This window comes from Nitrospirota bacterium (assembly GCA_026387665.1).
Lineage (GTDB): Bacteria > Nitrospirota > Nitrospiria > Nitrospirales > Nitrospiraceae > Palsa-1315.
This window is the reverse complement of sequence record JAPLLG010000007.1, coordinates 283,646-296,989: the sequence shown is the minus strand read 5'-3', so window position 1 is coordinate 296,989 and position 13,344 is coordinate 283,646. Positions and strand designations below refer to the sequence as shown.

Here is a 13,344-nt window from a genome sequence, read left to right as displayed (position 1 = left end):
TGATGGTATTGAATATGGTTGAACGGCTTGGTGCGTCGGTGGTCACTCGCGTGCAGGAGATGGGCCGCATGCTGCTGTTTGTCTTGTCGGCCTTTGCCTGGCTGACAAGGCCTCCCTTCCGGTTTTCCCACATGCTGAAGCAGCTCCATTTTATCGGATACAAATCGACATTCGTTGTGGTCTTGACCGCCGGGTTCACCGGCATGGTCCTCGCGCTGCAAGGCTACTATAGTTTGCGGAAGTTCGGCTCAGAGGGGTTGCTGGGCTCCGCGGTGGCCTTGAGCATGATCCGGGAGCTGGGGCCGGTGTTAGCCGCATTAATGGTAACCGCCAGGGCCGGTTCGGCCATGACGGCGGAAGTCGGCATCATGCGGATTACCGAGCAGATCGATGCGCTCGATACCATGGCGATCAATCCGATGCAGTATTTGATCGCGCCGAAGCTGGTGGCCGGGTTGATCGGGGTGCCGTTGCTCGTGGCCATCTTCGATGTGGTCGGTATCTATGGCGGCTATGTCGTCGGGGTGGATCTGCTGGGAGTCAACGCGGGGTCCTATTGGAATTCGATCGAGTCGGCCGTGGAATGGAAAGACATCTACGGCGGAATTCTCAAGTCGATCAGCTTCGGGCTGATCATCACCTGGATCTGTTCCTATAAAGGGTACCATACGAGACAGAGCGCAGAGGGGCTGGGGACGGCCACTACGGAAGCGGTGGTGCTGAGCTCGGTGGTCATTCTCGTGTGGGATTATTTTCTCACCTCGGTTTTGTTATGACACCCATGATCAAGCTGATTGGCATCGAAAAGAAGTTGGGTGGGCAGCCGGTCCTGCAAGGGGTGGATCTTTCGATTCCCGTCGGCAAGCTGACGACCATCATCGGTGGGAGTGGGTCGGGAAAGAGCGTGCTCCTTAAGCACATGATCGGGCTCCTGCAGCCGGATCGCGGCGAAGTCTGGATCGGCGATGTGGAGATCTCCCGCTTATCCGGCACGAAGTTGAACGATGTGCGGAAGCGGTTTGCCATGCTGTTCCAAGGCGCGGCCCTGTTCGATTCCCTCTCCGTTTTTGAGAACGTGGCGTTTCCGTTGCGAGAGAAATTACGGATGAAGGGGCCGGAGGTGACGCGGCGGGTCGAGGAAAAGCTGGCGCAAGTCGGGTTGGTGGGGATGGGCCACAAGTTTCCCGCCGAGTTGAGCGGAGGCATGCGCAAGCGGGCGGGTTTGGCGCGCGCGTTGGTCATGGAGCCGGAGATCATCCTGTTCGATGAGCCGACAACCGGACTGGATCCCTTGATGGCGAAATCAATTCATGATTTGATCGTCGCGACGCAACGACGGTTCGGCTTTACGGCGGTCATGGTCAGCCATGAAATTCCGGAGATCTTCGCGATTTCCGATTGGGTGGCGATGCTCCGGAATGGCAAGATTGCGGCGATGGCCCCGGCCGCTGAGTTCCAGCAGATTACCGATCCGAACATTCAAGAATTCATTTCCGTCGGCGGGACGGTGGTGTTGCCAGGGTCGCACGTAGGGTGAGGGAGGAGTAGCAAGAATGGAAAAAGCCAAGTTAGAGATTATGGTCGGCTTCTTCGTGCTCGTCGGTATTTTATGCCTCGGGTACCTGTCGATCAAGCTAGGAAAGCTCGAGCTGGTCGGGGGCGACGTCTATGAAGTGGACGCGCAGTTCAATACCGCCTCGGGGCTCAAGGCCGGGTCGACTGTTGAAATCGCCGGCGTCGAAGTCGGGCGGGTCCGCGGGATTACGCTCAACGAGGATCGCGCGATGGTGAAGCTGGCGGTCAACAACACCGTCAAGCTCTACACGGACACCATTGCCTCGATCAAGACTCGTGGAATCATCGGCGAGAAGTTCTTGGCCCTGTCTCCGGGTGGAGGGGGCGATCCGCTGAAGCCTGGTGAAACGATCCGCGATACGGAATCGGGTCTCGATCTGGAGGAATTGGTCAGCCAGTATGTGCATGGCAAAGTGAACTGATGGGCCGGCGGCGGCGCTGGATTGGACGCTCATAAGGGAGGCGATATGGAGATCAAGGGATCTGCCGTGGTGCAGGCGCAGAGATGGAGCTGGGGCAGGGTCGCGAGCGGAGTGGTCTGTGCGCTCGCGTTGTTTGGTTGGGTGGCCGTCCAGCCGGCAGTGGCTGGTGGCGCAACTGAGGCCATGAAAGGCACCATCGATGACGTGTTGAAAATTATCCAGGACAAGGAGCTTAAGCAATCGCCGAGAGCGGAAGAGCGTCGGCAACGCTTGGAGAAAGCTGTCGGGGACCGGTTCGACTATCAAGAAATGTCCAGCCGGGCGCTCGGGGCTCCGTGGAAAACATTGGCCGACAAAGACAGACAGGAGTTCGTTGGACTGTTCAGAACGCTGCTCACCAACTCCTATGCGGACAAGATTGAGACCTATTCCGGTGAGGGCGTGCAGTACATCAACGAACGGACGGAAAAAGACTATGCCGAGGTGCGCACGAAGGTGCTCACTGGTAAGACCGAAATCCCTCTTGACTACCGGCTCCTCAACAAGGGTGTGGAGTGGCGGGTTTACGACGTGGTGGTGGACGGGGTGAGCCTGGTGAATAATTACCGCGGACAGTTTTCAAAGATTCTTCGCGACTCGTCGTATGCCGACCTCGTGGACCAGCTTCGCAAGAAATCCGATAAGATTAAAGCTCCGTAACTCGCTTCAGGAATTCCATGCTCAGCCTGCGCGGCCTCATCGCCGTTGTGTTCGTGTCCTGTGTGGCGAGTCTCATCGCGCTGCCGGAGCAGGTCACAGCCGGCGTCGAATATTTTCCGGTTCCTTCCGTGTCGAGCACCCGCAACGATGGGAGTGACGCCGGCCTGCTCGTGCCGATTCTAATCACGGATCCGGACGGAGAGTTGAAGTATATCGTCGCGCCGATGCTTATTCGAAACTCTATCGTCGGGACGCGCGGCGCGCTCAATGTGTTTCGCTACGAGCCGGGCGGACGGGAGCTGCGATTCATCGGCTCCTTCACGGAACGGATCGAGCGCAAGGTGGTATTCAGCTACGCCGATCCGGCGTTTAATCAGGGCCGCTACTCGTTGAATTTCGGCGCTTCGTTTTTCAAAAATGCCACCTCGCGGTTCTTTGACATCGGGCAAGCCACGCAGGAGTCGAAGGAAACGAACTACACGGCGCGTGAAACGAGGCTGAACTGGCGGTTCGGGGTCCATGCGAACGAAGTGACGCAGATTGCCGTCGGGCAGCGGCTTCGCGACGTGCATCTGCAAAAAGGCGCGACGGATCTCCCCTTTACCGGCGACCGATTTCCTCAGGTGGATGGGGTGCAGGGCGAGTCGCTTATTCTGGGGCACCGGGCAACGTTCTATTATGATACGCGCAATAATCTCGTGTCGCCGACTGATGGGATGGCCGTGACGGCCTACGCGGAGCTCAACCAGAGTCTCCGCAACGGCGATCATCCCGTCTACTCCCGCTATGAGATCGAGGTGAAGAAGCTGTTCCCCAGCGAATCGAAGCGCGCGATCCTGGTCGTGCGGGGGGATCTACAGGCGACGATCGGGTCGCAAGTCCCGTTCTTCGAGCAAAGTTCGCTGGGGGGGCAAAACAACCTGCGCGGATTCGGCGGCGATCGTTTCATTGACAAGCACCTCCTGTCGCTCAGCATCGAGGAGCGCATTCATTTGGCCCGCGCAAAGGTGGCGGGCGTCAATGCGGACTTCGAGATTGCCCCGTTTTTGGATACAGGACAGGTCTTCAACGACTATAAAAAAGTCAGCTTTCATAGCTATCGATTGACTCCTGGTATCGGATTTCGCGGAGTCGTTCGGCCTAATGTCGTCGGGCGGGTCGACTATGGTTATAGCCGGGAGGGGGGAGCGATCTTTGCAGGCCTGGACTTCCCCTATTGATCGACCATTGCGAGGGATCGGACGCGCACTCCCGATTCGAGCCATACGGGACGTGGGTTCACGACTGAGCCAGCTAACTGCTTGACAATACGTGACTTTTGTGTGAGGATGCCCTTGCTAGTGTCTAAGCTGCTATGCTGCTGCGCCATACTCATCTGAGTCCAGTTCGTTGTGCGAGCCCCTGCATATACGCAAAGGAGCATCTGCTATGTCGATCTTGAAGACCATTCAAAGCCCTGCCGATCTGAAGCGGCTATCGCCGGCGCAGTTTCCTGTCTTGTGTCAGGAGTTGCGGGAACAGATTATCGGCGTGGTCTCTAACGTCGGAGGTCACCTGGCCTCGAACCTCGGAGTGATTGAACTGACGGTCGCCCTGCATTACCTGCTCGATACGCCCAAGGACAAGATCGTATGGGACACCAGCAATCAAGCCTATGCCCATAAATTGCTCACGGGCCGCAGGGAGCAATTCCACACGCTTCGTCAGTACGGGGGCATGAGCGGCTTCACCAAGCGCGAGGAAAGCGTCTACGACACGTTCAATGCGGGCCATGCCGGCACCGGTGTGTCTGCCGCCTATGGAATGGTCGCAGCCCGTGAGCAATTGGCGCAGAAGCATAAAGTGGTTTGTGTGGTCGGGGATGGAGCTATGACGGCCGGGATGACCCTGGAAGGTTTGCACCATGCAGGTGGCCTGGACAAAGACTTCCTGGTGATTCTGAACGACAACCAAATGTCTATTTCGAAGAACGTGGGCGCCATTTCCTCCTATTTGAACCGGACCTTTACCGGAGAGTTTTACACCAAGATGCGGGAGGAAACTGGCCACTTGCTGGGGAAAATCCCTCACATCGGGCATGACATGCAGAAGTGGGCTCGTCGCGCTGAAGAGTTGGCCAAGGGCGCGATCCTTCCGGGGCTGCTTTTTGAAGAGTTGGGGTTCCGGTATGCGGGACCGATCGACGGGCATAATTTCGAGCATCTGCTGCCTACCTTGGAAAATGTGCTGAAGATGAAGGGGCCGGTGCTGCTCCATGTCATCACGAAAAAGGGGTTGGGCTACGAGCCGGCGGTCAAGAATCCCGTGTGGTTCCATGCCTGTCCTCCCTTTGTGCGGGAGACCGGAGTCCCCGCGAAAAAAGCGGCCCGTCCATCCTATACGCAGATTGCCATCGAATCATTGGTGAAGCTGGCCCGAGCGGACAAGCGGATCGTCGCGATTACGGCTGCGATGTGCGAGGGAACCGGCCTGAATATTTTCGAGAAAGAGTTTCCGGACCGAATCTATGACGTGGGCATTGCCGAGCAGCATGCGGTGACCTTTGCGGCCGGTCTTGCGACCCAGGGCCTTCGTCCGGTCGTGGCGCTCTACTCCACATTTTTACAGCGGGCCTATGACCAGGTGGTGCATGACGTCGCGACACAGAATCTGCCGGTAACCTTCTGCATCGACCGAGGTGGGCTGGTGGCGGAAGACGGGACGACGCATCACGGGGCCTTCGACTATGCGTTTATGCGGCACATGCCGAACATGGTCGTGATGGCGCCGAAGGATGAAAATGAGTTGCAGCATATGTTGAAAACCTGTGTTCAGCATGACGGGCCTGCCTCGGTGCGGTATCCGCGCGGACTGAGCCTGGGCGTCACGATGGATCGGGAGCCGAAGGCCTTGCCGATGGGGAGGGGCGAGCTGCTGCAGGAAGGCACGGAGGTCGCCATCATCGCGATCGGTGTGCCGGTCTGGCATGCGGTGACGGCGGCGAAGCGGCTTGAGCAGGAAGGTATTTCCACCGCGGTCGTGAATGCGCGTTTTGTGAAGCCGCTGGATCAGGACTTGATCGTCGAGGTGGCGAAGAAGGTTCGCTATGTGGTGACGGTGGAAGAGGGCTGTAAGATGGGCGGGTTCGGGTCCGCGGTCCTCGAGGCCCTGTCCGACGGTGGCGTCACGGATGTGAGAACGAGGGTCCTCGGGTTGCCTGATTGGTACATCGAGCAGGGGCCGCAGGATTTCCTGCGCGAACGGTACGGGCTGACAGCGGAGGGCATTTATCAGAGCGTGAAGGAATTGATCGGTCAGGCGCCGGCTCCCTCGCGCGAGCAGCGCACGCTCGCGTCCTTGGCCGATCGGTTGCCGCATGGAGATGAGCAGGGAAGCTAGTGCAAGTCAAAATGAATAAGTAAAAAGGCAAAAGTACCGGACGAACACCAGTCATGCATATTACGAGACGGAAAACCAGGCAGATCACGGTCGGCAAGCTGAAGATCGGTGGAGACGCGCCGATCTCTGTGCAGTCGATGTGTTCGACCGATACGCGCGATGTCGTTGCCACGATCGAGCAAATTCGTCAGCTGGAGGCGGCCGGGTGCGAAGTCATCCGTGTGGCCGTGCCGGACGATGAGGCGGCGGCGGTGCTGCCCCAGATCAAAGCGGCGATGACGGTGCCCTTGATCGCGGATATTCATTTCGACCATCGGCTGGCGGTGAAGGCTGCCGAGGTTGTCGATTGCGTCCGGATCAACCCCGGCAACATCGGGGCCTGGTGGAAAGTTGAAGAAGTCATTAAGGCCGTCAACGAGCGAGGCATTCCCTTACGCATCGGCGTCAATGGAGGCTCGCTCGAGCGTCCGCTGCTGGATAAGTATGGCTGGCCGTCGCCGGAAGCCTTGGCCGAGTCGGCCCTCAATGCCGTACATGCGTTAGAGGATGTGGGCTTCACGAACATGAAGGTCTCGCTCAAGGCCTCCGACGTGCACCATGCGATTGATGCCTATTGGTTGTTTGCGCACCAGTCCGATTATCCCTTGCACATCGGTATTACAGAGGCGGGAACGTTGATGACGGGGGCCGTTAAGTCGACCATGGGGCTTGGCTACTTGCTCTCGCAGGGCATCGGCGACACCTTGCGTGTGTCCCTGGCCGCTGATCCGGTCGAGGAAGTGAAGGTGGGGTTCGAGATCCTGAAGTCGCTCGAGCTGCGCCATCGCGGGATCAATGTCATCGCCTGTCCGACCTGTGGTCGTGTCGAGATCGATGTGGTGAAGTTGGCCAACGAATTGGAAAAGAAGCTGGGTCATATCAAGACCCCGCTCAATGTGTCGGTTCTCGGCTGTGTCGTGAACGGGATCGGCGAGGGCAAGGAAGCGGATATCGGGATTGCTGGTGGTGAAGGCAAGGGTATCCTCTTCAAGAAGGGCAAGCTCGTCCGCAAGGTGCCCATCGAAGAGTTGATGGACACCTTGATTCAAGAGGTCGAGCAGATGGCCAAGGAAAAGGAAGCTGAAGGAAATGGGGAGTCGGTGGCTTCGTCGAACGAAGGATGGGAGCCGATGACTCCGCCGTCGGATGAACCTTCGACGCTCGGGAAAGAAATCCCCGTATTGCCCAACCGCTGATCGCATGCCTGTCGCGGGCTATTCGATATTCCGTTAAATGGTAAGTTGAGATACGGGAACAAGGCTCGCTATAATGCGCGCGGGGCGCCGTACCCAAGTGGTTAAGGGAGCAGTCTGCAAAACTGCGATGCAGCGGTTCGACCCCGCTCGGCGCCTCCAATCCTCGTATGCGTGATCCCCGGTCCTGTGAGGGCGCGTGGTTTTCGATACCCTCGGAATTTCGCCCCGCCTATTTCTCGCCGGTTGAATGTTGCGGCGGGGCAGGTGGGGAAAATTGACGCTCATGGAAGATAATGTTAGGGTTACGAAACTTTTTTCAGCGCAAGTCCAGCTGCGATTCGCAGCTGCTCACCATACAGACGCAGGATAAATAAGAGGAGAGAGCGGAATGGCCGTTCCGATTTCCCAGATGTTTACCGTCGCGAAGTACGTGCTCACCCAGAAAGTGAATCGGGTGAAGCGGTATCCGCTCGTGTTGATGTTGGAGCCCCTGTTCCGTTGCAATTTGGCCTGCGCCGGTTGCGGGAAGATCCAATATCCCGACCATGTGCTCGACAAGCGGTTGACGCCTGAAGAATGTTGGGCTGCGGCGGAGGAATGCGGAGCCCCGATCGTCAGCATCCCCGGCGGTGAGCCGATGATCCATCCTGAGATGGCGTCGATCGTCAGCGGGCTGGTTGCGCAGCAGCGGTACGTGTATCTCTGCACCAATGCGATTTTGATGGAGCGAAAGCTCGACGAGTATCAGCCGTCAAAATACCTCACGTTCAGCGTCCATATGGATGGCTTGAAGGACGAGCACGATTTGGCCGTGTGCCGCGATGGCGTCTATGACGTGGCGGTGAAGGCGATCAAGGCGGCGCTGAAGCGGGGACACCGGGTCACGACCAATACGACCCTCTTCGACGATGCCAACCCGGAGCGGATGCGGAAGTTTTTCGATGCCATGATGGAGCTCGGCGTCGAGGGCATGATGGTCTCGCCAGGCTATAGCTACCAGAAGGCGCCGGACCAACAGCATTTTTTGAAACGGGAGCGCACGAGAGAGTTATTTTCCCGTATTTTAGGGAGCCCGAAGAAGGGGTGGCAGTTCAATCAGTCACCGCTATTCCTGGATTTCCTAATGGGCCGGCGGGAGTATGAATGTACGCCCTGGGGCAATCCGACCTATAACGTCTTCGGGTGGCAGAAGCCTTGCTATTTGCTGCAAGAGGGCTACGCCAAGACTTTCCGTGAGCTGATGGAGAGCACGGAGTGGGATCGTTACGGAACAGGGCGGAATGAGAAATGCGCCGACTGTATGGTGCATTGCGGTTACGAAGCCTCTGCCGTCGAAGATACGTTTGGCACATTGTCCGGGTTCGGCCGGACTGTCAAGCTGACGATGAGTCCGACTTCGCGGTGATAGATTGCAGGCCGTGTCGCTGTGCGTTCACCAGCCTGTCCTGTTTTACGTTTCACATTTTAGGTTTGACGAGTGCGCAATGACTGATACGAAAAACCATAGCGTCGACAGAGTGGCAGGCTCGCTGGAGGGCCGTGTGTTTCGACCGGCCTCGTTCGCTGAGTTGGCGGAAGCGGTGGAGCTGGCATTCGACTATCGCGGCGATGTGACGATTGCATTGAAGTCCGGCGAGTCCCTCGTTGGATATCTGTTCAACCGGCAAGTGAGCGGCTCCGAATCCTCTCTGGAGTTGTTTCCCTCCGATAGTTCCATTGCGCAGAAAATTCGTTATGACCAGATCGCGACGATCGCCTTTACCGGCGAAGACACGGCGACAGGGAAATCCTGGGAGACCTGGATTTCCAAGAAAGAATCGGAGCGGCGAGCCGAAGTAGAACGGGTTGCAGCCGACGCAAAAGCACGCGGAATCCTGTAGGTTCTCCGCCGACTGACCGCATCATTTCTTCTTCGTTTTCCTATACCCAACTCATCGCAGCTGGCCCTCTCAGGGCGCGTGGAACGGGGCTTTACTCCCTGTTCGATCATGCTGTCAATTCGTTGACAAAGGGTAGGGGCTATGTTAAAAGGGTCGGCCTCAAAATGGCCGGATTCGTTGGTGATCGAACTTTCTGTTGTGTGAGGCGGATCCAAGAGCTCGGCGACGGAAAGAGGCATCAGTTTAGAGCACGTGAGGCGTAGACAGACCGTACAGAGTGAGTCGCGATGGCGGGATTGGATCCTGGCCATTGTCATGGTGGGTGGCCTCCCGTCGGTCGTGTTTGCGACGCATGAGGCGGACCATCGGTTTACGGTCGAAGGCTTCGTGTGCGGGACCGATGGAAGAGGGGCGTCGAATATCGACGTGCTCGTCAAGGATACGAGAATCTCCTACGGACAGATCGTCAAGACGGATGGAGACGGGTACTATAAAGCGACGTTTCACCTCCATAACGATAATCTTGGCGATCCGTTGTTGATTGAAGCCAGGGAAGAGCAGCAGCAGCAGAAAATTTGGTTTGACCCGAAGGATCTCGAGGCGGAACGCAAGATCCAGGTTAATTTCGGGACCGGTTGTATTCACGACAGAGAGCGGGCTCCTCAGTGGGTCTATCTGGGGTTGGGGGCTGTAGCGGTCGTAGTCGGCGGGTTTATCGGGGCGAAAATACTCCGGTCACGGCGGAAGCGGGAACAGAAACGAGGACAGTCTCAGGGGAAGCGACGAACATAATTTAAGCGGTCCGTGGGGCTGATGTGCGCCTCGCCGGGTCGGTCAATAAAGTGGCGGGGGAGTACGAGTGGCGTCACAGGATTCGTTAGGATTAGCGCTTTTGCAGGGGTGATTATCCCCCTGGTGAAAGCGCTTTTTTTCGTCTTGGTGTGAAAGTGACACGTGATCGATAGGGTCTGGAACAAAGGAGCAAGAGTTATGAAGCAGATGAAGGCTACGCAGTTGGCGGTTGTGTTAGGAATGGGACTGTTCATGGTGGCCTGCGGTGGGGGAGAAAGCGAAGGGCCGGTCGTTCCGCCTCCGCCAGCTCCTGCTGAGTATGCGGCAAACCATATGCCGGCCGGTTGGTGGACCGATGCGGCCAAGCTGGAAGAAGGGCGGAAGCTCTTCATCGGCGAGACGAATCCCGATGTGAATTGCGCCAGCTGCCACGGCAAGGATGGCAAGCCGGTCAAGGCGGGCGCCCGTGATTTCCGGAAGGGCGATCGGATGAGCCTTTATTCCGATTCCGTGTGGTTCTGGCGGATTTCCGAAGGGGTGCCGAACACGAAGATGAAGGCCTGGAAGAGCAAGTTGTCAGACGAAGATCGCTGGAAGCTTGTGTTGTTTGAGCGGAACTTCGGGTTAGCCGGCAAGGGCTGGGACACCGAGAAGAATGCCTGGGTTGATGCGGCGAGCGTGCCGGCTGCAGGAGCAGCGGCAGCACCGGCAGCGGCCCCAGCAGAGGCACCGGCTGCAGCGCCAGCAGTAGTTCCAGCAGCTCCGGCAGGCAAGTAAGCTGATTTCAATCACGTGAGGAGGGGCGGCGAAACATCATGAAAACGTGGCAGCGCAGTCTCGTGGCGGCATTCGCGCTTCTGGCGTTGTTCGGAGGAGCGGCATATGCCCAGGCTCCCGGCGCGCCACCCGTGGAGTTCCCTTACACGGGGAACCGGACCGCGGTATGGGTCGTCGCCCAGCTTCACATTCTATTTGCCGGGTTTATTCTCGGCGCTCCAATCTTCGTCGTCATCTCAGAATGGTTGGGGTATCGGAAGCAGGATCCCCGGTACGATCGCCTGGCGAAAGAGGTCACGAAAGTGACGGTCATCCTCTACAGTATGACTGCCCTGACCGGGGGCCTCTTTATTTTCGTGTTGCTGGCGACCTATCCGCAGTTCACGACATGGCTCATCAATCATTTCTATCTGTTGTTCGCAGTGATCTATCCACTGTTGTTCATCAGCGAAACGATCTTGCTGTACATGTATTTCTATACCTGGGACGCCTGGAAGGGTGAGAAGAAGGCCCGCCATATCGCCCTGGGTGTGCTCTTGAATCTGATCGGCACGATCACGCTCTTCGTGATCGACGGGCCGACGTCGTTTATGAATACTCCGGTGAAAGCCGAGGGGATTTCGCCGCAAGAGTTCCTCGCCACCGCGTCCCTGTGGGACAAGATCTTCAATTACAGCTGGATGCCGCTTAATCTTCACCGCCTCGTTGGCAACGTGACGTTCGGTGGGTTTGTGGCGGGCTTGATTGCGGCCTACATGTTTATGGGGGCGAAGAAGGATGAAGAGCGGGCCTATTACGATTGGATGGGCTTTGTCGGCAATCTGATTGGCGTGGGCGCATTGCTGTTCCTGCCCTTCATGGGCTATCTGCTGGCCTATGAGCTCTGCGATTACGATGCCTCGATCTGCCCCTACATGATGGCCGACCAGCTCTCGATGTTCTTCGAAATGCAGGGCGCGATGATCGGGCTCATCTTCCTGGCCAGTAACTACTATATCTGGCTCAGTATGAAGCGCATCGAAGGAGTCGAGAAGGTTCGGATGACGATCCTGGCTCCCGTCGTGATGGTGCTGCTCCCACTGGTCATGACCAAGGTGCTGACAGACTATCCGGTCCCGGACCCGACGTCGCTGGCGTTCTTGCTGCCCATGCTGCTGGCGCCGTTCACTATCGGCCGCTTTATCCCGCTGACTGTTTCGGCGAGCACGGTCATCAAGGTCGGTTTCTTGATGGTTGTCGTGGGCGATGCCATCTGGCTGACGCCTCATGGATTCGTGCCCACCGGCGCCAAGTTGGTGGCGGAGTTGGAGCTGCCGTCTGATTGGAACTTCCTGGCGTTGATGCCGGCCAAGAACTCGGCGGCCTTCACGCTGGTGTTCGTCACGGTCGTCAATTATGTGATTTATAACCGGGCCATCAGCCAGGGCACGATCGTCTGGGGGAAGATCGATTTCATCTCCCAGTTCGTCCTGATCTTCCTGGCCTTCAGCGCGATTTGGACGATGGGCTTGATGGGCGCCGTCCGTTCGCTGCTGCGGAAGTACTACCACACGTACAATTTGTTGCCCGACTTTACCGCGGAGTCCTTCACGCCGACGTTGTCGTACTCCGCCTGGTGGATCACCGGGATTACGGTCGTCTTTTACGCAGTCGTGAGCTTCGCCATTCTCGTGACCCTGCGGCCTTCCGATTCGAAGGGGCACGCCTGAGGGTAGTCCAGTCCCTGCCGGGGCCACGTAACCGTGGTGTGGAACGCCTACTGAAGGAAAGAGGATTTGTATGGGGAATGTGATTAAGAAGCTGGTGATCGGCCTGGTGGTGGGAGGCGCACTCGTAGGCTTTACGAGGGCGTTCGAGTTCCCCGTCATCTTCCAGATGATGTTCTTCGCCTATGCGATGCTGGGGGCCGTTGTCTTCATGATCCTGGATGCGCCGGCGGTCAAGCCGATGAGCGGGATCAAGTCCGTGGCGGTCTTGGTGGCCTTTTATATCGTGCTCTGCACGGTCTATATTTCCGGCGCCTCGATGTGGCCGCAATATGACCCGGAGGACGAAAAGGGCAAGATCGAGAAGATCTTGAAGCCGAAGCGGGCCGCGACCGAGCAGGGCAAGGCCGATGAATTGATCGCGCGGGCTAAGGCGTTGGACGAGCAAGTGAAGGTGTTGTCGGCGCGGCTTAAGGATCTGGGCGGAGACCAGGCGACGAAGGATCAGGCGGCAGGCGGGCCAGGCGCGCCTCCGGCCACGACCGGCGCGGCATCCGGGGACTTCATGAAGTTGGGCGAAGAGCAGTGGCAGCTGCAAGAATGTTATAACTGCCACAAGCTGAAGGGCGAGGGCGGCAAGAAGCGCGGTCCTGAGTTGGACAACATCGCCAGCTATCTCTCAGTCGACGAGATCAAGCAGAAGATTCTCGACCCCAAGAGCTTTATGGCCGAGGGCTTCGAGAAGGAGTACGAGAAGGGCAAGATGCCGGACAAGTACAAGGACCTCATGGAGGAGAAGGACGTCGTGGCGCTCGCCTCCTGGCTGGGGACCTTTAAGAATACCTCGGTGGCCACGCCAAAGCCGATTAAGAAGAAGTAG

General features: G+C 57.7%; 13 protein-coding genes and 1 tRNA gene. All 14 read left to right on the top strand.

Annotation, left to right across the window (positions count from 1 at the left end; all coding sequences use genetic code 11):
• Positions 1-14 precede the first annotated feature (14 nt).
• The 14 genes from NT179_05730 to NT179_05665 all read left to right on the top strand — a co-directional run bounded on the left by NT179_05730 (position 15) and on the right by NT179_05665 (position 13,344).
• On the top strand, positions 15-776 hold the full coding sequence (locus NT179_05730; GenBank protein MCX5721513.1) for an MlaE family lipid ABC transporter permease subunit: 762 nt from the start codon (positions 15-17) through the stop codon (positions 774-776).
• Positions 777-781: 5 nt separating this feature from the next.
• Positions 782-1,537: an ABC transporter ATP-binding protein gene (locus tag NT179_05725; GenBank protein ID MCX5721512.1), complete on the top strand. Its 756-nt coding sequence runs from the start codon at positions 782-784 to the stop codon at positions 1,535-1,537.
• Between the two features lie 16 nt (positions 1,538-1,553).
• Entirely contained in the window at positions 1,554-1,997 is a 444-nt protein-coding gene (gene mlaD, locus NT179_05720) for an outer membrane lipid asymmetry maintenance protein MlaD (protein ID MCX5721511.1), read from the top strand.
• A gap of 45 nt (positions 1,998-2,042) precedes the next feature.
• Positions 2,043-2,696: an ABC transporter substrate-binding protein gene (locus NT179_05715; protein ID MCX5721510.1), complete on the top strand. Its 654-nt coding sequence runs from the start codon at positions 2,043-2,045 to the stop codon at positions 2,694-2,696.
• A 17-nt stretch (positions 2,697-2,713) separates the two neighbouring features.
• Positions 2,714-3,916 carry a BamA/TamA family outer membrane protein gene (locus NT179_05710; protein MCX5721509.1) on the top strand — a complete coding sequence of 401 codons (1,203 nt, stop codon included), beginning with the start codon at positions 2,714-2,716 and terminating at the stop codon, positions 3,914-3,916.
• Positions 3,917-4,124: 208 nt separating this feature from the next.
• Entirely contained in the window at positions 4,125-6,074 is a 1,950-nt protein-coding gene (gene dxs / locus NT179_05705) for a 1-deoxy-D-xylulose-5-phosphate synthase (protein ID MCX5721508.1), read from the top strand.
• A gap of 53 nt (positions 6,075-6,127) precedes the next feature.
• Positions 6,128-7,309, top strand: a complete 1,182-nt coding sequence (gene ispG, locus NT179_05700) for a flavodoxin-dependent (E)-4-hydroxy-3-methylbut-2-enyl-diphosphate synthase (protein MCX5721507.1) — start codon at positions 6,128-6,130, stop codon at positions 7,307-7,309.
• 83 nt (positions 7,310-7,392) lie between these two features.
• Positions 7,393-7,468 (top strand) — tRNA-Cys (locus tag NT179_05695).
• A 229-nt stretch (positions 7,469-7,697) separates the two neighbouring features.
• Positions 7,698-8,714: an adenosyl-hopene transferase HpnH gene (hpnH, locus tag NT179_05690; GenBank protein MCX5721506.1), complete on the top strand. Its 1,017-nt coding sequence runs from the start codon at positions 7,698-7,700 to the stop codon at positions 8,712-8,714.
• 79 nt (positions 8,715-8,793) lie between these two features.
• Positions 8,794-9,189: a hypothetical protein gene (locus tag NT179_05685; GenBank protein MCX5721505.1), complete on the top strand. Its 396-nt coding sequence runs from the start codon at positions 8,794-8,796 to the stop codon at positions 9,187-9,189.
• A gap of 252 nt (positions 9,190-9,441) precedes the next feature.
• Positions 9,442-9,981 carry a hypothetical protein gene (locus NT179_05680; protein ID MCX5721504.1) on the top strand — a complete coding sequence of 180 codons (540 nt, stop codon included), beginning with the start codon at positions 9,442-9,444 and terminating at the stop codon, positions 9,979-9,981.
• 198 nt (positions 9,982-10,179) lie between these two features.
• Positions 10,180-10,758, top strand: coding sequence for a c-type cytochrome (locus NT179_05675; protein ID MCX5721503.1), 579 nt, complete (start codon positions 10,180-10,182; stop codon positions 10,756-10,758).
• Positions 10,759-10,796: 38 nt separating this feature from the next.
• Positions 10,797-12,467 (top strand): cytochrome ubiquinol oxidase subunit I, encoded by a 1,671-nt coding sequence (locus NT179_05670; GenBank protein ID MCX5721502.1) that lies wholly within the window; start codon positions 10,797-10,799, stop codon positions 12,465-12,467.
• Positions 12,468-12,537: 70 nt separating this feature from the next.
• A complete protein-coding gene (locus NT179_05665) occupies positions 12,538-13,344 on the top strand; it encodes a cytochrome c (protein MCX5721501.1) in 807 nt (268 codons plus the stop codon).